Source organism: Campylobacter concisus (assembly GCF_002913225.1).
Taxonomy (GTDB): Bacteria; Campylobacterota; Campylobacteria; order Campylobacterales; family Campylobacteraceae; genus Campylobacter_A; species Campylobacter_A concisus_J.
Window position 1 is genome coordinate 1 of record NZ_PPAW01000062.1, and the last position, 20,864, is coordinate 20,864.

Annotated in this window: 20 protein-coding genes; 10 read left to right on the forward strand and 10 right to left on the reverse strand. The window is 41.6% G+C overall.

What is annotated here, in order from left to right; all coding sequences use genetic code 11:
* Nucleotides 1–327: 327 nt before the first annotated feature.
* The 4 genes from CYP26_RS09475 to CYP26_RS09490 are packed head-to-tail and all read right to left on the reverse strand — an operon-like array spanning nucleotide 328 to nucleotide 3,081.
* Nucleotides 328–2,178 carry a primosomal protein N' gene (locus tag CYP26_RS09475; RefSeq protein WP_103631205.1) on the reverse strand — a complete coding sequence of 617 codons (1,851 nt, stop codon included), beginning with the start codon at nucleotides 2,176–2,178 and terminating at the stop codon, nucleotides 328–330.
* Nucleotides 2,178–2,591, reverse strand: a complete 414-nt coding sequence (locus CYP26_RS09480; protein ID WP_103631206.1) for a type II secretion system protein — start codon at nucleotides 2,589–2,591, stop codon at nucleotides 2,178–2,180. Before CYP26_RS09480 ends, CYP26_RS09475 begins: the two co-directional genes overlap by 1 nt.
* Entirely contained in the window at nucleotides 2,588–2,824 is a 237-nt protein-coding gene (locus CYP26_RS09485; protein ID WP_012001557.1) for a hypothetical protein, read from the reverse strand. The genes CYP26_RS09480 and CYP26_RS09485 overlap by 4 nt, the downstream gene beginning before the upstream one ends.
* Before the next feature lie 23 nt (nucleotides 2,825–2,847).
* On the reverse strand, nucleotides 2,848–3,081 hold the full coding sequence (locus CYP26_RS09490; protein WP_009293637.1) for a hypothetical protein: 234 nt from the start codon (nucleotides 3,079–3,081) through the stop codon (nucleotides 2,848–2,850).
* Between the two features lie 125 nt (nucleotides 3,082–3,206).
* Between CYP26_RS09490 and uvrB the strand changes: the two genes are divergently transcribed.
* Together uvrB and CYP26_RS09500 are read left to right on the forward strand one after the other, a co-directional pair.
* Nucleotides 3,207–5,183: an excinuclease ABC subunit UvrB gene (uvrB, locus tag CYP26_RS09495; protein ID WP_103631207.1), complete on the forward strand. Its 1,977-nt coding sequence runs from the start codon at nucleotides 3,207–3,209 to the stop codon at nucleotides 5,181–5,183.
* Nucleotides 5,184–5,502: 319 nt separating this feature from the next.
* The gene (locus CYP26_RS09500; RefSeq protein WP_103631208.1) at nucleotides 5,503–5,823 is read left to right on the forward strand and encodes a hypothetical protein; all 321 of its coding nucleotides are present in this window, start codon (nucleotides 5,503–5,505) and stop codon (nucleotides 5,821–5,823) included.
* A 2-nt stretch (nucleotides 5,824–5,825) separates the two neighbouring features.
* Here the strand turns inward: CYP26_RS09500 and CYP26_RS09505 are convergent, their stop codons facing one another.
* Nucleotides 5,826–6,986 carry an MFS transporter gene (locus CYP26_RS09505; RefSeq protein WP_103631209.1) on the reverse strand — a complete coding sequence of 387 codons (1,161 nt, stop codon included), beginning with the start codon at nucleotides 6,984–6,986 and terminating at the stop codon, nucleotides 5,826–5,828.
* A complete protein-coding gene (locus tag CYP26_RS09510) occupies nucleotides 6,987–9,530 on the reverse strand; it encodes a tryptophanyl-tRNA synthetase (RefSeq protein ID WP_103631210.1) in 2,544 nt (847 codons plus the stop codon).
* 168 nt (nucleotides 9,531–9,698) lie between these two features.
* On the opposite strand from CYP26_RS09510, the gene groES reads away from it, so the two are divergent.
* From groES to CYP26_RS09525, 3 genes are all read left to right on the forward strand, one after another.
* A complete protein-coding gene (gene groES / locus CYP26_RS09515) occupies nucleotides 9,699–9,959 on the forward strand; it encodes a co-chaperone GroES (RefSeq protein WP_009293641.1) in 261 nt (86 codons plus the stop codon).
* Between the two features lie 17 nt (nucleotides 9,960–9,976).
* Nucleotides 9,977–11,611 (forward strand): chaperonin GroEL, encoded by a 1,635-nt coding sequence (gene groL / locus CYP26_RS09520; protein WP_002940160.1) that lies wholly within the window; start codon nucleotides 9,977–9,979, stop codon nucleotides 11,609–11,611.
* A 130-nt stretch (nucleotides 11,612–11,741) separates the two neighbouring features.
* Complete coding sequence (locus tag CYP26_RS09525; protein ID WP_103631211.1) at nucleotides 11,742–13,109, forward strand: phosphomannomutase/phosphoglucomutase; 1,368 nt, start codon at nucleotides 11,742–11,744, stop codon at nucleotides 13,107–13,109.
* Between the two features lie 443 nt (nucleotides 13,110–13,552).
* On the opposite strand, the gene CYP26_RS09535 is transcribed toward CYP26_RS09525, so the two are convergent.
* From CYP26_RS09535 to CYP26_RS09550, 4 genes are all read right to left on the reverse strand, one after another.
* Nucleotides 13,553–14,410: a cysteine ABC transporter substrate-binding protein gene (locus tag CYP26_RS09535; RefSeq protein ID WP_103631213.1), complete on the reverse strand. Its 858-nt coding sequence runs from the start codon at nucleotides 14,408–14,410 to the stop codon at nucleotides 13,553–13,555.
* Between the two features lie 91 nt (nucleotides 14,411–14,501).
* A complete protein-coding gene (locus CYP26_RS09540) occupies nucleotides 14,502–15,239 on the reverse strand; it encodes an amino acid ABC transporter ATP-binding protein (RefSeq protein ID WP_103595383.1) in 738 nt (245 codons plus the stop codon).
* A 1-nt stretch (nucleotide 15,240) separates the two neighbouring features.
* Nucleotides 15,241–15,909 (reverse strand): amino acid ABC transporter permease, encoded by a 669-nt coding sequence (locus CYP26_RS09545; RefSeq protein ID WP_103606455.1) that lies wholly within the window; start codon nucleotides 15,907–15,909, stop codon nucleotides 15,241–15,243.
* A complete protein-coding gene (locus CYP26_RS09550) occupies nucleotides 15,896–16,549 on the reverse strand; it encodes an amino acid ABC transporter permease (RefSeq protein WP_009293648.1) in 654 nt (217 codons plus the stop codon). Before CYP26_RS09550 ends, CYP26_RS09545 begins: the two co-directional genes overlap by 14 nt.
* 109 nt (nucleotides 16,550–16,658) lie before the next feature.
* Here CYP26_RS09550 and CYP26_RS09555 point away from each other — a divergent pair, with 109 nt between their 5' ends.
* The 5 genes from CYP26_RS09555 to CYP26_RS09575 all read left to right on the forward strand — a co-directional run bounded on the left by CYP26_RS09555 (nucleotide 16,659) and on the right by CYP26_RS09575 (nucleotide 20,818).
* Complete coding sequence (locus CYP26_RS09555; protein WP_021089339.1) at nucleotides 16,659–16,904, forward strand: CBU_0592 family membrane protein; 246 nt, start codon at nucleotides 16,659–16,661, stop codon at nucleotides 16,902–16,904.
* Nucleotides 16,901–17,869, forward strand: a complete 969-nt coding sequence (locus CYP26_RS09560; protein WP_103631214.1) for an agmatine deiminase family protein — start codon at nucleotides 16,901–16,903, stop codon at nucleotides 17,867–17,869. The genes CYP26_RS09555 and CYP26_RS09560 overlap by 4 nt, the downstream gene beginning before the upstream one ends.
* 2 nt (nucleotides 17,870–17,871) lie before the next feature.
* Nucleotides 17,872–18,798 (forward strand): cation diffusion facilitator family transporter, encoded by a 927-nt coding sequence (locus tag CYP26_RS09565; RefSeq protein ID WP_181000900.1) that lies wholly within the window; start codon nucleotides 17,872–17,874, stop codon nucleotides 18,796–18,798.
* 1 nt (nucleotide 18,799) lies between these two features.
* Nucleotides 18,800–19,672 carry a carbon-nitrogen hydrolase gene (locus tag CYP26_RS09570; RefSeq protein WP_103631215.1) on the forward strand — a complete coding sequence of 291 codons (873 nt, stop codon included), beginning with the start codon at nucleotides 18,800–18,802 and terminating at the stop codon, nucleotides 19,670–19,672.
* Between the two features lie 204 nt (nucleotides 19,673–19,876).
* On the forward strand, nucleotides 19,877–20,818 hold the full coding sequence (locus CYP26_RS09575; RefSeq protein WP_002940425.1) for a TAXI family TRAP transporter solute-binding subunit: 942 nt from the start codon (nucleotides 19,877–19,879) through the stop codon (nucleotides 20,816–20,818).
* The last annotated feature ends 46 nt before the right edge of the window (nucleotides 20,819–20,864 follow it).

Genomic DNA, 20,864 nt, shown 5'->3' on the forward strand with positions numbered 1-20,864 from the left:
GGGGATAAGGGGACGGCTTCGTAATTCAAGTCCCCTTGTCTCCCTTTTGGATAAAAAAGAGCTTAAAAATTAAAGTCTATATTTTAAAAGTAGAAATTTATTATTTTGCAAATTTTAAAATCCCATTCACTCGCAAGAATTGACTACTAAAATTTGGCTTCGCTTACAGCTTAGCTCAAATTTTAGAACCGAAATTACTCACTCATGAAATTTTAAAATTTACTTGGCGCTCACCTGATTTAACAAAGCAAATTTGCAAATTTTAAAACTTTACTCACTCGCCTTAGCAACTTGCTAAATTTAAAATTTACTTGATTAAAACATCTTCTAACTAAAATTCACTGGATCTATATCGATATCGCTAAGTTCGCTTTTGCAGAGGTTTGCGGCCTTTAAAAGCATGGTGTGCGAGTTTGATCGAAGTAGAATTTCATATCTAAATTTGCCGCCAAGATATTCTATCTGGCATTTGCCATATCCCACGATCTCTAGTTCATCGCCTTTTAGTGGCTCTAGCCTTTGCACAAATTCGTTCATTGCACCCTTTGCCGTGCTCTCATCTTTATGTGAAATGACCACGCGAAGCAGCCTAGTAAATGGCGGATACAGCCCCTCTCGGTAGCCGATCTCCTCCTTTAAAAATGCGTCGTAGTCGCTAATGAAGCTTTCAAAAAACTCCTTTTGCTTGCTTTGGATGATGACCCTGCCAGCTCCATTTCTGCCGGCTCTTCCAGCTACTTGCATGGCAAGGGCAAGTGTCCGCTCTCTGGCTCTAAAGTCAGGAAAATTTAAAAGCTCATCAAAGCCCATGATGACGGCTAACTCGACATTGTGATAGTCATGCCCCTTGCTTAGCATCTGCGTGCCAAGCAGGATGTCTATCTTGCCATCGTTAAATTCTTTCAAGGCCTTTACAAGCTTATTTTGTGTCGTGATCTCATCTCTATCAAATTTAGCGATCCTAGCGTTTGCAAACTCGGCTTGCAGCCTCTCAAGAAGCTCGCTTGTACCGATCTTTTTAGCCTCTATCATCTCGCTGCCGCACTGTTGGCAGGTCTTTGGCACGGCCATTTTGTGCTCGCAGTATTGGCACTTTAGCACGTTTTGCTTTTTGTAGTAGCTCATGCCGATGCTACAAAATGGACACTTCACCGTCTCGCCGCAGTTTTTACAGACAAGATATTTGAAATTTGCCCTTGTTGGCAGGCAGATGACGGCTTGCTTTTTGTTTTCAAGCGTCTTTGCGATCTGCTCTTTTAAAATTTCGCTTATGCCAGTCTCACTCTCGTCAAATATATAGCTCTTTTGCGACTCAAAGTATGTCCCTTTTAGGCGAAAATGCTCTTGCTTGTAAAAGCTAGTAAGGCTTGGCGTGGCGCTTCCAAGTACTACTTGCAGGTCAAATTTGCTGGTTAAAAAGAGGGCTAGGTCCCTTGCGTTGTAGTGGGGCTTTGAGCCTGTGTTTTTGTAGCTATCGTCGTGCTCTTCGTCGATGATGATGAGTTTTAGCCGCTCAAGTGGCAAAAATAGGGCAGACCTAGCTCCTGCAATAAGCCTTGCCTTGCCGCTTTTAATATCCTTTAAAATTTGCTCTTTTTTCTTTGGTGTGATCTTTGAGTGCCACACAGCCACCGCCTCGCCAAAGAAGCTCTCTAAGCGCTTTTGCATCTGCGGTGTTAGTGAAATTTCAGGCATCAAAAATAGCGCTTGGCCGCCTGCGTTTAAAATTTCTCTGATTTTAGCTATATAAATTTCGCTTTTGCCACTTCCCGTGTCGCCAAAGATGAGCGAGCTTTTTCGTGCGTTTATAAAATTTAGCGCTTCAAGCTGCTTTGGGCTTAAATTTGGTGCTTTAAAGTCGGTTGCGCCACTATAAATTTCATCATCCACAAGGCTTTGTGGCTCAAATAAATTTATAGCAACGCCAAGCTCGCAGGTGTAGTAGTAGGCGATAAATTTAGCTAATATTACTTGGATATCGTTTAGATTAATGGGTAAAATTTCATCAATAAGGCTTGTTTTAAAGCTTGGCTCATCCACTTCACGCAGGATAAAACCAACTAGACTTTTGCCTCTAAGTTTTGCAGTGACGGCGCGAAATGGCGCAATATCTAGCTCGCTTTTATATGTGAGCGCAGCTAAATTTACTCCGCTAAATACGACCTCGTAGTATCTCATCACTCAAGGGCGCTGCAAAGTCCGTCGCTACTCTCGCAGTCAAATTCGCCAGTTGTGTTTTTGTAAGTGAAATTTGCTGTTTGTCCGTCTAGTTTGAAGGTATAAGTTGTTGCTCCAGTTTTATGCCAGCCGTTTTTTGTGCTGCTGTCTTTTACAGGCACGCTCACAACGTTTTGAAAAAGGTTGCTTCCTGGGCTCTCAAGCGTATCAGGGTACTTTGGAGTGCCTTTTAGGACGCTATCATTGTATTTTAGCGAGATGCCACTTTTTATGGCAGCGATTTGCGTTTTTGCATTTGCGACTATGGCGTCGCTTCTAGTAAAGAAAAGCTTTGGTATAGCAATAGCGCTCAAGACGCCAAGTATGACGATGACAAATATGATTTCTATTAGGGTAAAAGCTCTTTTTTTCATTTATTTTCCGGTTTTAGTATCTCTTCTATCTCTTTTGTGACGTCCTTTACGACGCGCAAATTTGTGTAGCTTTCGTAGCTCTTTTCGACAAATGCGTTTATGAGCTCACGAGGCTCGATAAATTTCTTTCCCCCCATAAATTTCTGCCAGTCGCGCTCGAAAATTTCAGCAAAATCATCATCAAGCGTGATCGTATAGTCGCGAGATGATACGGTGAGCGTGATCTGTTTCATTTTTTATGCCAAAAAGGTCTAGCTTATCTACCAAGGACAGCTTCGATCTTTTTCATTACATCATCGGCTTCGCTATTTTTCTTATCTAGATCCTCTTCTAGGCGCATGATTTGATTGCTCTTTGCCTCATTTTGTGCTTTTAATGTTACGATCTCGTTACGTAGCTCTTCATTTACTCTGCAAACTTCATCGTATTTTGTGATGAGGTCATTTACTTTATCGCTTAGTGTGGTTAAGATCGCATTATCTTCAAACATAAAGGTTCCTTTAAAATAATAATTAATGCCGTATTCTAACACGCAGAGGCTAAATTCTTTTTAAAATTCTCATTTGACAAAGCACTATCTTTGCTATAAAATTCGCCCAAATTTAAAGGCGATCAATGAGTAAATTTGAAATTTCATCTAAATTTAGCCCAAGTAGCGACCAAGCAAGAGCGATAAAAGAGATAGTAAAAAGTATAAAATCAGGCAATAAATACCAAACACTCCTAGGCGTTACAGGATCTGGCAAGACCTTCACCATGGCAAACGTCATACGCGAGCTAAATATGCCAACGCTCATCATGACGCATAACAAATCCCTTGCCGCTCAGCTTTATAGCGAATTTAAGGGCTTTTTCCCAAAAAATCATGTCGAGTACTTCATAAGCTACTACGACTACTACCAGCCAGAGGCCTATATCCCAAGAAGCGACCTATATATAGAGAAGGACAGCTCGGTAAATGAGGAGCTTGAGCGCCTGCGCCTCTCTGCGACGGCTAGCTTGCTAAGCTTTGATGACGTTGTCTGCGTCGCTTCAGTCTCTGCAAACTACGGACTTGGTAATCCAAGCGAGTATAAAGGGATGGTGGCATATCTTAGCGTTGGCGAGAAGATAAGCCAAAGAAAGCTTTTAGAGCAGCTTGTGGATATGGGCTATAAGCGCAATGACAACTACTTTGACAGGGGCGACTTTCGTGTAAATGGCGATGTGGTGGATATTTACCCAGCTTATTACAACGACGAAGCCTTAAGGGTTGAGTTTTTCGGAGATGAGATCGATGCGATGTATCATTTTGACGTGCTTGATAACAAGAGGCTAAAGGACGTCTCTAAATTTACGCTTTATGCCACTAGCCAGTTCATCGTGGGCGCTGATAGGCTAAAGATCGCGATGAAGGAGATCGAAGAGGAGCTTGACGTGCGTTTGAAAGAGTTTAACGAGCAGGGCAAGCTTGTTGAGGCTCAGAGACTAAAGCAAAGGGTGGAATTTGACCTTGAGATGATGGCGAGCACTGGCATGTGTAAAGGTATCGAAAACTACGCGCGACATCTGACTGGTCAAAGGGCTGGAGAGACGCCGTACTCGATGTTTGACTACTTTGAGATAAGTGGCGAGGACTATCTGGTCATCGTCGATGAGAGCCACGTGAGTTTGCCGCAGTTTAGGGGCATGTATGCAGGTGATAGGAGCCGTAAAGAGGTGCTTGTGGAGTATGGATTTCGCTTGCCTTCAGCGCTTGATAACAGGCCGCTTAAATTTGACGAGTTTATAAGCAAAAAGGCGAAATTTCTCTTTGTCTCAGCCACGCCAAACGAATACGAGCTTGGTATCAGCCAGGGCCACGTCTATGAGCAAATTTTGCGACCTACGGGACTGCTTGATCCTATCATCGAGATAAAAGATAGTGACAATCAAGTAGAGGCGCTATTTGACGAGGCAAAGGCGGTTATCGCTAGAGGTGAGCGAGTGTTAGTTACGGTGCTAACTAAAAAGATGGCCGAGGAGCTAAGCCGCTACTACATCGAGCTTGGTATAAAGGTCAAGTATATGCACTCAGACATCGACGCGATCGAGCGAAATGAGATCATTAGAGGGCTTAGAAGCGGCGAATTTGACATGCTAATAGGCATAAATTTGCTCCGTGAGGGGCTGGATCTGCCTGAAGTGAGCCTGATAGCGATCATGGACGCTGATAAAGAGGGCTTTTTGCGCTCTACGACGAGCCTTATACAGACGATGGGGCGAGCGGCTAGAAATGTAAATGGCAAGGTGCTAATGTTTGCCAAAAAGATAACTAAGTCCATGAAAGAAGCGATCGATACGACGACAGCTAGGCGTAAATTTCAAGATGAATACAACAAAGCTCACGGCATCACGCCGCACTCTGCAAGCAGAAATATCGAAGAGAGCCTGCATGTCGAAGATGATGGTGAGATTTACAAGCGTGGTAAAAATTTAGAGAAGATGCCAGCTAGCGAGCGAGCTGCGATCGTAAAAGAGCTAAGAAAGCAGATGCTTGAAGCGGCGGCGCAGCTAGAGTTTGAGAAGGCGGCGGCGTTACGTGATGAGATAGCAAAGATGAGAAAACTATAAAAAAGACAAGCCCTTTTTATTTTATACTGCGTTGGATATCGCTTCAAACTTCGGTCACGTATCATATATACGCTCCCTTGTTTTTGCTCATCCGCCTTGTCTGAAACAAAAATTTTCTTGTCTTAATGGCTTAAATTTATTTGTTCTTCTTCGGTTGAAAATTTCTTCGTAGCATTTAAAATCATCATAAGATACTTTGCCTTTTAAAAAAATTACTGCAAAATACTGTCGCCCTAAGCACCATGGCTTGTTTCTTTTACATCTTTAAATTTGCCTTGCCTTTATAGAGGAGCAAAAATTTTCTTCTCTTTGACAAGTTTTGTCTAAATTTCAGCTCGTATCAAATTTCATCTACCAAGCAAATTTAAAGTCCAAAAAAATTTACAAAATCAGCGCTATGGGCGAAAAATTTGACCGCATCTCTTGTAGCTTTGCACCAAAGTTGGGCGTGCAAAGGATATGGTCTGTGGCTCAAGGCATTGTCATCTGGTGCTATTTTGGGCAAAAGAGCTTGGTAAAAGCCGCAGTATTTGAGGCGTCAAAAAGAGGTGGCAAGATCGCTTGTAGGATGAGAGATGACGGCAGGGTTATGCTTGGCGGCAAGGCTGTGCTCTACACTGTTAGTGAGCTATTTGTATAAAATTAAGCTCTACTAACTGGCTTTAAAAAGTAGCTAGAAACCGCGCAGATGAGCGAAACTGCGGCGATAAAGTAAAACGCGTGCGTTAGGCTAAAGATGTCAGCGATCTTACCGATGATCGTTGCGAATATACCGCCGATCGTGATACTAAGCCCAAGCGTTACGCCGGAGGCTAGGCCGATTTGATTTGGCAGATAAAGCTGTGCAAGGGCGATAGAGGGGCTAAAAGATAGGCTAATGCAGGCGCTCACGCAGATGGAGGCCGCGAGAAATAGCGCGTAGCTATCGATAAAGAGCATTAGCACGACTAATGGCGCGGCGATACTTAGGCTTATTTTGATGAGCCTAACTAGTCCGTATCTATCAGCCAGAGCTCCACCAAATAGCGTAGAGATCGCGCCTGCAGCAAAAAACATACTTAAATTTACATTTGCGGCTTCTTTGCTAAGGCCAAAAATTTTGATGAGATAGATGCTAAAAAATGCCGAAAAGCCAAATGCGACGATAGAGCGTGAAAATATACAGACACAAAGCCTTATAAATGCGCCCAAATCGTCTTTTAAGAGGGTAGTTTTTTGTGAAATTTGCTTTTTGTGATTGCCTTCGAGTGCTTTTATAAATTTGCCCTTTTTAAGGTACAAAAGTGTCAGAAAAATTTGAGGGATGATGAAAACTAGCGTCCCTTTTAGGCCAAAATTTCCCACAAAAACGGCGACCAAAATGGGTCCAACTGCAAAGCCGACATTACCTCCAAAGGAAAATATGCTTATACTTTTGGCTCTATTTTTGGCGTTTGAGGCGTAATTTACGATCCTTGCGGCGCTTGGGTGAAAGAGCGCGGCGCCGATACCGCTTATCATCACGCAAACTAAGATGAGGTAGTAGTTTGTGATAAAGCCAGTTAGGCTCATGCCCCCGCCCGCAAGCAGCAGCCCAAGCGGGATGACGTATGGTAGCTCTTTTTTGTCGCTTAAGCGGCCGATCAGCGGTTGAATGAGCGAGCTTGCTAAATTTGTGGCGGTCACGAGCGAGGCGGCTGTTGCGTAGTCGTAGTGGTAGCTTGCGATGAAAAATGGCAGCATCGCGCCAAGGGCACTTTGGTTTATGTCGCTACAAAAGTGCCCAAGCCCCATTAGATACTTTAAATTTTCCGCCTTTTTCATCTAAAATAGCCCTTTTAAAAGCCCCTTTAAATTTTGCTTTTCGCCGTTTGTGCTTTCATCATCTTTGCCCAGCTTTTTATCTAAAAATCTACCTATCTCCTTTTTGACCTTATTTTCGAGATATTGCGATCTGACGTCGTATTTTAGCTTGTCTGTCGTGCCTGAAATTTGCACGTTTAGATCGGTCTTTTCGAGCCTGCAAACAAGCGGCGCGTTTAGCATTTTTGTCGCGGTATTATAAGTGCCGCCTGCAACCTTTATATCGCTCTTTGGAGAGCTTAAATTTACGTTAAAAACGACGTTGTCGCCCTTTATATCGCCGTAAATTTTACCGTCTTTGTAAATTTCTTTTGTGATGTCCTTGCCGGTGAAGATTTTTATATTGTTTGTGAGATTTGTGCTGGCTAGGTGACCCTCTTTTAGCAAGATGTCAAATTTACCCAGCCTTTGCTTCGTTTCGTAGTCAAATTTCGCATCGCCATTGCCATCATAAAGATGATCAAGAGCTAGGGTCTGCGTTAGACCCTTGACTTCGAAGTTTTTTAGCACTGCATCAAGTGTGCCACCTTTGTAGTTTGCCTCTAGTTTGCCATTAAATAGATCATCTGAAGTGGCTTTTACACTTAGATCATCCACTTTGCCATTTGCGGTAATGAGCGCTGCAAATTTACCGTGAAGCTCGCGGCCAGCTAAAAATGCAAGCTTATTTAGCTCTGAAACTACCGCTTGAAGCTTTAAGCTTAGCGTGCTTTTGCCCACGTCAAAACTGCCATCTATGCCCTTTATATCAGCAAGCGAGCTAAGAAAGTCGCCACTAAATTTTGCTACGCCGCCTTTGTAATCTAGGCTCAAATTTGAGCTAAATTTCTCATTTTCAGGGAATTTTTTATCAAGCATTTTGCTAAGCGCTGCGGCGTTAAATTTGCCATCATTTAAAGCGATCTCAGCAGCGATACTTGGGCTTTTGCCAAAGATATTTTGCCCCTTTGCCTGGAGATTTGTCTTAGCGTTTGCCAGCCTATCGTTGCCACTAAGTGCTAAAATTTCTCCTAGCTGCGCCTCTTTTAGGCTAAGATCAAGATTTTCATTTTTTATGGCGGCGTTTAGCTTGCCAGCAAAGGCATCACCGCCTAAATTTAGCTCATCTATCTTGCTTGCTTTAACCTTCACATCGCCCGCAAGCGCCATCTTCGAGCCAACCTCAAAGCCACTAACCGCTTTAAATTTCTCAGGATCGCTAATGAGCAGGGCAAATTTGCTAAAAATTTGGCTGTTTTTTATGTCATAAACGCCCTTGACATCCTTTAGCTCGCCAAGGTCACTAAGCACATTTGCGTCAAAATTTACAAGCTCGCCCTTTGCAGTGGCGCCGCCTTTTAGCTCAAATTTAGCCGCATTTTTAAGTTTTGCAAGACCATTGTTTATAAGGCCGTTTTTTATCTCAAATTTAGCCTCGCCCGCAAGCTTTTTTAGCTCGTCAAAGCCGCTAAAATTTGCGTTTAAATTTATCTCTCCGTCTGCGTAATTTGGCTGCAAAGCAAGCGCTAAAAGCTCTTTTAGCTTGATATTTGCGGCATTTAGGATTAAATTTTTACTATCAAAATTTGCATTTATCTTGCCACCAAGGCCATTTATCTCAGCCTTTAGGTTTTTAAGAGCATTTTCTTGCATCGTAATTTCGCCGTTTGCCTCCACTGCGCCACTTAGTTGCTCGCCTAAGAGCTTGCCAAAAAGGGCAAGGTCAGGCACATTTAGTGAAAAGTCGCTCTTTAAATTTTTGCTAGCTAGATCATAAGTCGTCTCATTTGCTTTTAAAGTGGCTTCAGGTGTGATGATAAGGGTTTTTGCGCTCACTTTTTCATTTGCAAATTTAGCATTTACGCCGCCTTTAAAGTTTATATCTTTTGCTAAATTTAGCCCAAATTCATTTTTTAGAATTTCTTTGTTTATCGCTGCATCGCTTGCTAAAATTTGAGCGTTTATGATGGGCTCATTTTTCTCATCAACCCCTTGCATGTTGCTAGTTAGATCAAGCTTTCCACTAGCTAAATTTGGCTTTTGCGCAAGAGCTGATATCTCAGAAAGCTCGATGTTCTTAGCGTCAAGATTTAGAGCTTTTGGCATGTAGTCTTTTAAATTTGCGTTTAAATTTATATTTGAGCCAAGCGCCGTGCCAGTGGCCGTTAGCTTGAAGTCGCTAAATTTACCAGCTACGTTTGCTTTAAGCGCGACGTCCTTTTTTAGTCCAAGCTCGCTAGCCTTTGCCTTGTCGGCGTTTATATCTATATTTAAATTCATACTTTGAGCAAGCAAGGAGAGCTCGCCATTTGCCTTTAAATTTATGGCGTTCATCACGGTCGCATCTAAATTTAGCGTGCTAAATACTAGGCTAAAATCTTTAAATTTGAGATCAATACCACGAGCGAGTGCCTCTTTTTCGATCTTGCCAGCGATAAATTTACTCCCAAATGGGCTAAAGATAAAGCCAAAGATGCAAGCTATTATGAGCACAAGCGCGCCAACTATGTAAGCTACTTTTTTCATAAAACTCCTTTATATTAGTTTTATATATCATAAAACTTTAGTCACTTAGACTAAAGTTTTTAATAAAATTCACTATAAATTATTGACTTTTTTAGAAAAAAATGCTAGCATTTCATCACTCAAAAATAAAGAGTGCCAAAAAAGACAATTAAACTAAAAGGATGAACAATGAACTTTCAACCATTAGGCAAGCGTGTCCTAGTCGAACGCGTAGAAGAGACAAAGACGACAGCTTCGGGCATAATTATACCTGATAACGCAAAAGAAAAACCTTTAAGTGGCGAGGTAAAAGCAGTTGGCGCTGAAGCTGAGGGCGTAAAAGTTGGCGAAAAAGTAGTATTTGCTAAATACGCTGGCACTGAGGTGAATTTAGATGATAAGACATATCTTGTTTTAAACATCGACGACATTTTAGGTGTGATTAAATAATTTAAAAAGGAAAGACAATGGCAAAAGAAATTTTTTACTCTGATGATGCAAGAAATCGCCTATACGAGGGCGTAAAAAAACTAAATGACGCTGTAAAAGTGACAATGGGACCAAGGGGCAGAAATGTTCTTATCCAAAAGAGCTTTGGCGCGCCAAACATCACAAAAGACGGCGTTAGTGTGGCTAAAGAAGTTGAGCTAAAAGATACTATCGAAAACATGGGTGCAAGCCTAGTTAGAGAAGTAGCAAGCAAGACAAATGACCAAGCAGGTGACGGCACTACAACAGCAACCGTGCTAGCTCACGCGATATTTAAAGAGGGTCTTAGAAACGTAACTGCTGGCGCAAATCCTATCGAAGTAAAACGTGGTATGGATAAAGAAGTAGCAGCTCTTATAGATGCACTAAAAAACATCTCTAAAAAAGTTTCTGGCTCAAAAGAGATCGCTCAGATCGCTACTATCTCTGCAAACTCAGACGAAAGTATCGGCAAACTTATCGCTGATGCGATGGAAAAAGTCGGCAAAGATGGCGTCATAACAGTAGAAGAGGCAAAGTCTATCCAAGATGAGCTAAGCGTTGTTGAGGGTATGCAGTTTGACCGCGGATATCTAAGCCCATACTTCATCACAAACCCTGAAAAGATGCAAGTTGAGCTAAGCAATCCATTTATATTGCTATTTGACAAGAAGATCACAAATTTAAAAGACCTGCTTCCAGTGCTTGAGCAAGTACAAAAGAGTGGCAAACCACTTCTAATCATCGCTGAAGATATCGAGGGTGAGGCGCTTGCAACGCTTGTTGTAAATAAACTTCGCGGCGTTCTAAACATCTCAGCTGTAAAAGCTCCTGGTTTTGGCGACAGAAGAAAAGCGATGCTTGAAGATATCGCTATCTTAACAGGTGGCGAGGTTATCAGCGAAGAGCTAGGCAGAACACTTGAGAGTGCCACTATAAACGACCTTGGACAAGCTTCAAGCGTAGTTATCGACAAAGATAACACTACTATCGTAAATGGTGCAGGCGAGAAGTCAGCGATCGACGCTAGAATAACTCAAATAAAAGCGCAAATCGCTGAGACTACAAGCGACTATGACAAAGAAAAACTTCAAGAGCGCCTTGCAAAACTAAGCGGCGGCGTGGCAGTTATCAAAGTAGGTGCTGCGACTGAGACTGAGATGAAAGAGAAAAAAGACCGCGTAGATGATGCTCTAAGCGCTACTCGTGCAGCTGTTGAAGAGGGCATCGTAGTAGGTGGCGGTTCAGCTCTTATCCTCGCTTCAAAGAGCGTAAATTTAAATTTACAAGGTGACGAGGCAATCGGTGCTGAGATCGTTAGAAGAGCGCTTCGTGCTCCACTTCGCCAAATCGCTGAGAACGCTGGCTTTGACGCAGGCGTAGTGGCAAATGCAGTTGAGACAAGCAAAGATGCAAATTTTGGCTTTAACGCTGCAACTGGCGAATATGTAAATATGTTTGAAGCTGGCATCATCGACCCAGTTAAAGTTGAGAGAGTTGCGCTTCAAAACGCTGTTAGTGTGGCTAGCTTGCTACTAACAACTGAAGCAACTATCAGCGAGATAAAAGAAGAAAAAGCAATGCCTGCAATGCCTGACATGGGCGGAATGGGTGGCATGGGCGGCATGATGTAGCAGCCCTTTTCGAGCTAGAGCCTTTTCTAGCTCGAATTTAAATTTTAACCTCACTAAATTTATAAAATTATTTACTACTTTTTAAATTTATTCTTGTATCATTTTTGCATTCTTTTAGGGAGAATTTACAATGAAATATGATGAAATTTTTAGAGAATACGACATCCGCGGCATTTATGAAAAGGACTTGACAGAAGATAGCGTCAAGGCTATAGGGCTCGCTTTAGGCAAGAAATTTAACGAATTTGGCGTGAAAACTTTAAGCGTTGGCTTTGACGCAAGGCTAAGTGCTAGCACGCTTTTTAGGTATCTGTTAAGTGGCCTAAACAAGGCTGGTGGCTTTAAAATTTATAACATCGGCCTGCTACCAACTCCTGTTGGCTACTTTAGCGTTTATGCAGATTATTTTGACGCAAACATCATGATCACGGGCTCTCACAATCCAAAAGATTATAACGGCTTTAAGATCACTATCAAAAAGGATAGCTTCTTTGGCAAAGATCTGCAAATTTTAAAAGACAAGGTGAATGAGATAATCGCCTCTGGTGAGCAGATCGCAGACGATGAGAGCTGTGAGAAATTTAATATCTTAGAAAAATATGTCGAGTTTTTTGTAAAAGAATTTAGCGAGCTTAAAAATTTCAAAAAGCCTTTTGTCATCGACTGCGCAAATGGTGCTGTTGGCGTGAGCTTGGTACCTATCGTCAAGGCGCTTGGACTAAATGCGAAAATTTTATATGAAGACCCAGATGGAAATTTTCCAAATCACCACCCAGACCCAAGCGAAAAAGAGAATTTAAAAGAGTTATTTTCGCTCATTGAGAAGAAGGAATTTGACCTTGGATTTGGCTTTGACGGAGATGGTGACAGGATCGCGGTTATAACGCCAAAAAGAGATATAAAAGGCGATGAGCTAGCATATCTTTATGCGCTAAATATGAAACATCCAAAGGTGCTTGGCGAGGTAAAATGCTCACAAAATATGTATGATGAGATCGCAAAAATCGGCGAAGTTTTCATGGGCAAGACTGGACACAGCAACATAAAAAAGATGATGAAAGAGCTAAACGTAGATCTTGCGGCCGAAGTTAGCGGACATATTTTTTTTAAAGAGCGATATTTTGGCTTTGATGATGCACTTTATGCGATGATGAGGGTGCTTGAGCTAGTTCATAAGGGCTTTGACCTTGACGGCGAGCTTGATAAGATGCCACTTGTCTTTAGCACCGATGAGATCAAGATAAAGACGACTGACGAGGCTAAATTTAAGATAGTTGCCAAGCTAAAAGAGTGCGTTAAAAACAAGGGTTGCGACCTGCCAAAGATAAAAAATATCATTGATATCGATGGCATAAGAATTCAGTTTGAAAATGGCTGGGCGCTTGTGCGTGCGTCAAATACAACGCCAGTTATCGTCACTAGATTTGAAGCAAAGAGCAAGGAATTTCTTGCAGAGATCGAGCAAAAAGTGACAAATTTACTAAAGAGCTTGATGTAGCCAATAAAAGCATTTTGGGTTAAATTTACTCCAAAATGCTTTTTAAAATTTTATTTAAACATTCAAAAACTAGGTTTTCTTTCTTGCGGATTTTTCTCTGCATACATGCTTCGTAGTATTAAATTTATAAAATATATAGAATTTAAAATCAGCAAATAACCTATCGGTGCCAGTGTTTTTTAAAAAAGAGTTCATTGCTAGCTTGCCTTGCTCATTTAGCGCTCAGGTATGCAAAATATCTGCTCATCATAGATTTTAAAGCAGTCTCACTTGTTGATAAAAATTTTAGAAACATTATCGTAAATTTACATGCTAGCTTGCTGCCAAGAATTACAAAACTGCCGTCATGGATTTTATTAAAATACCACCTACAGCCAAAAAACTTCACGAATATATTTGTTAAATTTAAAAAGAGAGATGGCGTAAAGATTACGCCATTAAATTTATAGTTTGCCGCCTTCGACGACTAGAGATTCAGGATTGACACTATCGCCATAGATTGGTTTTAACGTTGCGTCATAGTCTTTGTGGAAGAAATTTTCTTTTCCAAGCTCGATGATCTCGTTATTTAGCCAATCAAGCAAGGCTTTGTTACCTTTTTTAACAGCTGGAGCTATCACGTCCACGTCGCCAAGCGCTTCAACGCCTACTACAAAGCCAGGAGTCTCTTTCGCCCATGCAAAAAGTAGAGCGTTATCATGCGCTAGAGCCGCACCTCTTTTATCAACCAAAGCTGCGAAAGTTTCGGTGTTTTGATCGTATTTTAAAAGCTTGATATCAGGATAATTTTTTGTAAAAAATGCGTCTGCAGTTGTGCCTTTATTGACGATTAGTGTCTTATCTTTTAGCTCATCGACGCTCTTTATCACAGCACCTTCTGGGCTAACGATGCCAAGAGAGACCTTCATATATGGAAGTGCAAAATCAACCACTTGCGCGCGCTCAGGCGTCTTTGTGAAATTTGCAAGCGTGATATCGACCTTGTCAGCTGTGAGCACTTCAACCCTGCCAGCAGCCTCTACTAGCTCAAATTTGACCTTGCTCTCGTCGCCAAGCAAGTCTTTTGCGATACGTTTTGCAAAGTAGATGTCATAACCTTGGTTTTTGCCGTCTTTATCGACGTAGCCAAATGGCGGTTTGTCGCTAAAAACGCCAACTCTGATATATCCGCGCTCTTTGATCTTTGCGATAGCGTCAGCTTGATTTGAAGCGGCTGCTTTGTCCGCACCTTTGTCATCACCACAACCCGTTAGAAAGACGGTAGCGACTAATGCTAATAAGAAAAATTTAAATTTTCTCACTCTTTCTCCTTTAGAAAATTTAGTAAATAAGAGCGGTTAAATCTCGCTCTAAACGCATTTTGAAAAAACGGCAAATTATCTCTTATTTTTTCTAAAATGAGAATAAATTTAGAAATTTCTTTGCTCGCTCGCTCTTTGGATTAGTAAAAAACTCCTCTGGCTCGCTGATCTCCACGATCGCTCCAGCGTCCATAAACACGATCTTATTTGCAACCGCCCTTGCAAAACTCATCTCGTGCGTGACTATTAGCATCGTCATGCCATCTTTGGCTAAATTTAGTATCACATCAAGTACTTCTCTAACGATCTCTGGATCAAGTGCTGCCGTAACCTCGTCAAATAGCATGATCTCAGGATTTAAACAAAGGCTTCTAACGATGGCTATGCGCTGTTTTTGACCGCCGCTTAGCTCCTTTGGATAGGCAAATTTCTTATCAAGTAGCCCAACCTTGCTTAGCCACATATCAGCCGTCTTTTCGGCCTCGGCTCTATCTCTTTTTTGCACCTTCAAAGGCCCAAGAAGGACGTTATCTATGACGTTCATATGATCAAAGAGCTCGTAGCTTTGAAAGACCATGCCAACCTTTTGGCGGATCCTTTGCCACTCTTTAAATTTAGCGTCTATCACTTCGCCGTCTATAATGATCTCGCCGCTTGCGATGCTCTCAAGGCCGTTTATGCATCTAAGTGTTGTGCTCTTGCCACAGCCTGATGGTCCAAGAAGCACGACCACTTCGCCACTTTTTACCTCTAAGCTTATATCCTTTAAGGCGTGAAGCTCTCCATAAAATTTATTGATTTTTTTAAGTTCTAAGATATTTTCGCTCATTTTAGCTCCATTTTTCTTCTAGTTTTTTCGATAGTTTTGAGACTGGATAGCAGATCGCAAAATATAAAAAGAATATGAGCGTGTATATCCAAAATGGCGCCATGGGATTTGTAAATACATTTCGCTCGATGATCTGCTGGCCGACTTTGACCACCTCTACGACGCCAATTAGCACGACGATAGAGGTCGTTTTTATCATACGGCTTAGTAAATTTACAGCTCCAGGCACCAGCCTTCTAGTAGCAAGTGGGATGATGACATAAAAGTAAATTTGAAATTTACTAAGTCCAAGTGAGGCGGCTGACTCAAACTGGTGCTTTGGTATCGAGGTGATTGCGCCGCGCACGATATCCATCATCTCAAAAACGCCCCAAAGGCTAAAGACGATGAGCGAGGCAGTAAATGCCGAGATATGCAGTCCAAAAGCCTTGCTAACACCAAAGTAAAATAAAAATAGCCAGACGATCTGAGGCATGATACGCACGATCTCGAGGCAAATTTTTAAAATAAGATAGATAAATTTGTTTTTCATACTCATCAAAACGCCAAGTATGAGGCCGCCGATGACGGAGATGATGATCGAGATAAATGAAATTTCAGTGCTTACTACAAGACCCTCAAGTAGTCTTAGTAAATTTTGCGTGTCAAATAATATACTAACTCCTTGCATTTCTCACCCTTTTTTCGACGTAGCTAAGCGCCAGCGAGACTGGCAAGATGATGACAAGATAGCTAATAACCAGCATAAAAAGCGCCTCATCTGTCTTGTAGTAAAGTCCGATGAGATCCTTTGCGACATAGACTAGATCAGCAAGCGCTACGATGCTAACGATGCTTGTCTCTTTTAGTAAAAATATGACGTTTGCGCTGATACTTGGCAGAGCCACGCTAAAAGCTTGTGGCAAAATGACATATCTTAGGAGCTGATTTTTGCTAAGTGCAATACTAAGTCCTGCTTCTATCTGCGACTTTCTCACCGCCTCAAAGCCAAGTCTAAAGCTCTCGCTCATGTAGCTGCCGCCAAGAAAGCTAAGTCCAGCGACCGCACAGGTAAAGCCACTCATCGACACTCCAAGCTTTGGCAAGCCGTAGTATAAAAAGAAGAGCTGGATAAGAAGCGGCGTGTTTCTTGAAAGCTCAACGTAGCAATCAACAAGCTTTGAGAGAAATTTTAGTTTGTAAAATTTCACAGCCATGCAAAAAATGCCTATCAAAATAGAAAAAACGATCCCCAAAAAGGCGATCTGGCAGGTGAGAATCCCAGCCTTTACAAAAAGGGGGTAAAATTTCTCAATAAACTCAAAATCCATAAACTTTAATCCAATCTGAAAAATGGAGTTATTTTATCCCATAATCATAAATTTAAAACTAATTAGATATGATCACGCTTTAAATTTAAGCTTACAAAAAGGATAAAATTTGATCGATCTTTTTCAGATCATCGGCTTTTTAGGGATGATTTGCATCGTGATGGGCTACTTTTTACTTCAGATCGGCCGCCTAAATAGCCGCGATCTAGCCTACCAGATAATAAATTTAGCAGGTGCGGTGCTGCTCATCATTTCGCTTTTTGTGCACTTTAACCTCGGCTCATTTTTGATAGAGGTCTTTTGGATAATCATTACGATATATGGAATTTATAAAATTTACAAGGAGAGAGCGTGAGAGCGTATGCAGAATGGGAAGAGCAGGAACTTTTGTTTTTATCGCTGCCACATAGTAAGAGCGACTGGGAGCCTTATTTAGAGGAGATTTTAGCTAGTTATGAAGAGCTTGTGGCTGCTGTTACGCCCTATGAAAAGGTGGTGCTCATCTGCCCTGATGAGGCAAATTTCACTAGGTTTAAGAAATTTAAAAATGTTGAGTTTGTAAAGCTTGAGACTGATGATACTTGGATCAGAGACTACGGTATGATCGACGTTTGCACCAAGGACGGCGTAAAGAGTTATGACTTTAAATTTAACGCTTGGGGTGGTAAATTTAAGAGCTCAAAAGATGATGCGATAAATTTAGAGCTAGCTAAAATTTATAAAACTAAGCTCGAGCCTGTTGATATGATACTAGAGGGCGGAAGCGTCGAGTTTAACGGAGATGGCGTACTTTTAACCACCTCAAAATGCCTGCTAAATGAAAATAGAAACAAAGCACTTAGCAAAGAGCAGATCGAAGAAAAACTAAAAAATTTATTTGGCTTAAAGCGTATCATCTGGCTTGAAAATGGCTTTATAAGAGGCGATGACACAGATAGCCACATCGACACTTTAGCGCGCTTTATCACGCCTGATACGATAGCTTACGCAGCTTGCGATGATGAGAGTGATGAGCACTATGATGAGCTAAAAAGGATGGAGGATGAGCTTAAAAAAACTGGCTTTAAGCTGCTTGCTTTGCCACTACCAAAACCTAAATTTTATGAGGGCAAAAGGCTTGGCTGCACCTATGCAAACTTCATCTTTATAAATGGTGCCTTGATCGTGCCGACATATAACGACGAAAACGATGAAAAGGTGTTAAATTTACTAGCCCATGCGCTTCCAGATAGAAAGATCATCGGTGTAAATTCGCTAGTTTTTGTCCGTCAAAATGGCTCGCTTCACTGCTCAAGCCAAAATAGATACAAAAGGGCTTAAGTTTGTCAAGTCCGTTTGATTATGAGTTTAACCGCATAAATAAGCAGGAGTGCACGCAGAGCGAAAATAAGGCAGTTATCGCAGCAGGTGCTTGCGCCTTTTTGCTTGCACTTGTGAAATTTGCAGCGGGACTTTTTAGCGGTTCGGTCGCTGTGCTTGGCTCGGCGATTGATTCGATGCTTGATTTTATCGTTTCGCTTTTAAATTTATTTGCGCTTAGAAAGTCAAGAAAGCAAGCTGATGAGAAATTTAACTTTGGCTACACAAAGCTAGAGGCGTTAGCAGCGCTATTTGAGTGTGTTATCATCGTTGTGGCTGCTGGATATATATTTTATGAGAGTGTTAAGAAATTTAGCGAGCCAAATTTAGAGATAGACCTTGGCTTAAGCCTTGGAGTGATGGTATTTTCGGTCGTAGTGACGCTATGTTTGGTGCTATTTTTAAACCAAATTTCTAAAAAAAGTGGCAATCTCATCATAAAAGCAGACGCGCTGCACTATAAGATCGACCTTTTTAGCAACCTTGCAGTCATCATCTCGCTGCTTATCATTAAATTTAGCGGATTTGTGATGATAGATGCGATCTTTGGTATCGTGATAAGTGGCTACATCGCTCAAAGTGCGATAAGCCTTGGCAAAGACGCCCTTGGTGTCTTGCTAGATCACGCAGCAAGCCCTGAGGTCACAGCTGAGATCATCAAGATGATAAAGGCAAAGCAGAGAATTTCAGACTTTCACTATCTAAACACAAGACAGAGCGCAAATACCATATTTTTAACGCTGCATTTAGTTTTTGACAAAGATATCTCGCTTTACGACGCGCACGAGGTGGCCGACTCGCTAGAAGCCGAGATAAGAGAGAAATTTAAGGAATTTTCGTGGCAGATAACCACGCATTTAGACCCATATAACGACAAAGAAGGGAGATGAGATGAAAGTAGCACTACTTCAACAAGAATTTAAAGGCACAAAAGAGGCGACCATCGCAAAGACGCTTGAGCTAATAGCTGAGGCAAAAAAAGGTGGCGCTGATCTCGTGGTCTGCCAAGAGCTGCACCAGACGCAATACTTTTGCCAAAGCGAGGATACAAATTTCTTTGATCACGCAAACGACTGGCAAGAAGATGTCGCTTTTTGGGGCAGGGTAGCAAAAGAAAACGGCGTAGTTTTAGTCACTTCGCTCTTTGAAAAAAGGGCTGACGGACTTTATCACAACACTGCTTTTGTCTTCGAGCGTGACGGAAGTATCGCTGGCAAATACCGAAAAATGCACATCCCTGATGACCCTGGATTTTACGAGAAATTTTACTTCACGCCTGGTGACATTGGCTTTGAGCCTATCGAAACTAGCCTTGGCAAGCTTGGCGTTTTGGTCTGCTGGGATCAGTGGTATCCAGAGGCAGCAAGGCTAATGGCATTAAAAGGGGCGAAAATTCTCATCTATCCAACGGCTATTGGCTGGTTTGAGGGCGATAGCGAGGATGAAAAGTCAAGACAGCTTGAAGCGTGGGTGGCGGTGCAAAGAGGTCACAGCGTGGCAAATGGACTGCCAGTGGTCGCAGTTAATCGTGTGGGCTTTGAAAAAGATGATAGCGGCGTGATGGATGGGATTAAGTTTTGGGGAAATAGCTTTGTTTACGGGCCACAAGGCGAGCAGCTTTTCCGCGCAGATAGCCATAGCGAGCAGTGCAAGATCGTTGAGATAGACATGAAAAGAAGCGAAGAAGTGCGTAGAATTTGGCCATTTTTACGTGACCGCAGGATCGATGCCTACGCAAATATCACAAAGAGATTTATCGACTAAATTTAGAGCTAGAATTTCTAGCTCTTAAAATTTAGAATGCTCGTAAAAGAAAAATAAATTTATTCTTAAGAAAATATTTTTTTAAGTCTTGATTGTGTAGAATAGTTGCAACTTTACCAAAATGGCATAAAAATATCATATCAAAAAGATACAAAGCTAAATTTATAGAATAAAATAGCCTTAAATTTTTTGAAAGGATTTTAGATGAAAACTACTTCTTTGGCACTTGCTGGATTGCTTTTGGCAACAACACTTTCAGCAAAAGAATTTATCAGTATCGGCACTGGTGGCATGACAGGCACATACTATCCGATAGGTGGAGCGATCTGCCGCTTGGCAAATAAAAATACAGACGTAAAATGCTCTGTCCAATCAACTGGCGGCTCTGTTTATAACGTAAATAACGTCCTTAAAAAAGAGCTTACATTTGGCTTTGTTCAAAGTGATGTCGTCTATGACAAATATAACGGCACTGGCAAATTTGACGGAGCAAAAGATGAAAATTTACGCTCAGTAGTAGCTATCTATCCAGAGCTTCTTGCATTTGTCGTGGCAAAAGATAGCGGGCTAACAAGCGATCTCTCTTCATTTGCTGGTAAAAAATACAACGTCGGAAACCCAGGCAGCGGCAACGAAGTGAGCACACTTGAAGTCTTTAAAGCAAAGGGCTTTGACGTTTCAAAACTAGGATACCGTGGTGTTTTAACAGTTGGCGAATGCCCACACGCACTAAAAGATAAAAAGATAGACGGATATAGCTTTGTCGTTGGTCACCCAACTGCAAACATCACTGACGCAGCGACATCTTTACCGATCGATATCTTAAACATCGAAGGCAGTGAGATTGATAATCTTCTTAAAGAAAAACCATACTTTGCAAAAGGCGTGATCCCAAAAGGCTCTTATGACGGCGTCGATCACGATGTAAATACTATCGGCGTAAAAGCTGTTTTAGTAACTAGCAAAGATACAAAAGATGAGGCTGTAAAAGCTGTGATAAAAGCTATCTTAGATAACTTTGATGAGTATAAAACTCTTCACCCAGCACTAAAATCAGTTAAAAAAGAAGATCTTGTTCAAGGTCTTTCAGCTCCGCTTCACCCAGCTGCAGAGGCTGCATTTAAAGAGGCTGGCATCTTAAAATAATCCATCTCCAGGGGCTTTTGCCTCTGGATAAAATTTAAATATACAA

Excerpts from the sequence above, each read along its gene's own strand:
- CYP26_RS09475 (WP_103631205.1), bottom strand. The coding sequence starts at position 2,178 with ATGAGATACTACGAGGTCGTATTTAGCGGAGTAAATTTAGCTGCGCTC.
- CYP26_RS09570 (WP_103631215.1), top strand. The coding sequence starts at position 18,800 with ATGAAAGTAGCACTACTTCAACAAGAATTTAAAGGCACAAAAGAGGCG.
- CYP26_RS09540 (WP_103595383.1), bottom strand. The coding sequence starts at position 15,239 with ATGAGCGAAAATATCTTAGAACTTAAAAAAATCAATAAATTTTATGGA.
- CYP26_RS09545 (WP_103606455.1), bottom strand. The coding sequence starts at position 15,909 with ATGCAAGGAGTTAGTATATTATTTGACACGCAAAATTTACTAAGACTA.
- groES (WP_009293641.1), top strand. The coding sequence starts at position 9,699 with ATGAACTTTCAACCATTAGGCAAGCGTGTCCTAGTCGAACGCGTAGAA.
- groL (WP_002940160.1), top strand. The coding sequence starts at position 9,977 with ATGGCAAAAGAAATTTTTTACTCTGATGATGCAAGAAATCGCCTATAC.
- CYP26_RS09550 (WP_009293648.1), bottom strand. The coding sequence starts at position 16,549 with ATGGATTTTGAGTTTATTGAGAAATTTTACCCCCTTTTTGTAAAGGCT.
- uvrB (WP_103631207.1), top strand. The coding sequence starts at position 3,207 with ATGAGTAAATTTGAAATTTCATCTAAATTTAGCCCAAGTAGCGACCAA.
- CYP26_RS09525 (WP_103631211.1), top strand. The coding sequence starts at position 11,742 with ATGAAATATGATGAAATTTTTAGAGAATACGACATCCGCGGCATTTAT.
- CYP26_RS09575 (WP_002940425.1), top strand. The coding sequence starts at position 19,877 with ATGAAAACTACTTCTTTGGCACTTGCTGGATTGCTTTTGGCAACAACA.
- CYP26_RS09490 (WP_009293637.1), bottom strand. The coding sequence starts at position 3,081 with ATGTTTGAAGATAATGCGATCTTAACCACACTAAGCGATAAAGTAAAT.
- CYP26_RS09485 (WP_012001557.1), bottom strand. The coding sequence starts at position 2,824 with ATGAAACAGATCACGCTCACCGTATCATCTCGCGACTATACGATCACG.
- CYP26_RS09510 (WP_103631210.1), bottom strand. The coding sequence starts at position 9,530 with ATGAAAAAAGTAGCTTACATAGTTGGCGCGCTTGTGCTCATAATAGCT.
- CYP26_RS09480 (WP_103631206.1), bottom strand. The coding sequence starts at position 2,591 with ATGAAAAAAAGAGCTTTTACCCTAATAGAAATCATATTTGTCATCGTC.
- CYP26_RS09505 (WP_103631209.1), bottom strand. The coding sequence starts at position 6,986 with ATGAAAAAGGCGGAAAATTTAAAGTATCTAATGGGGCTTGGGCACTTT.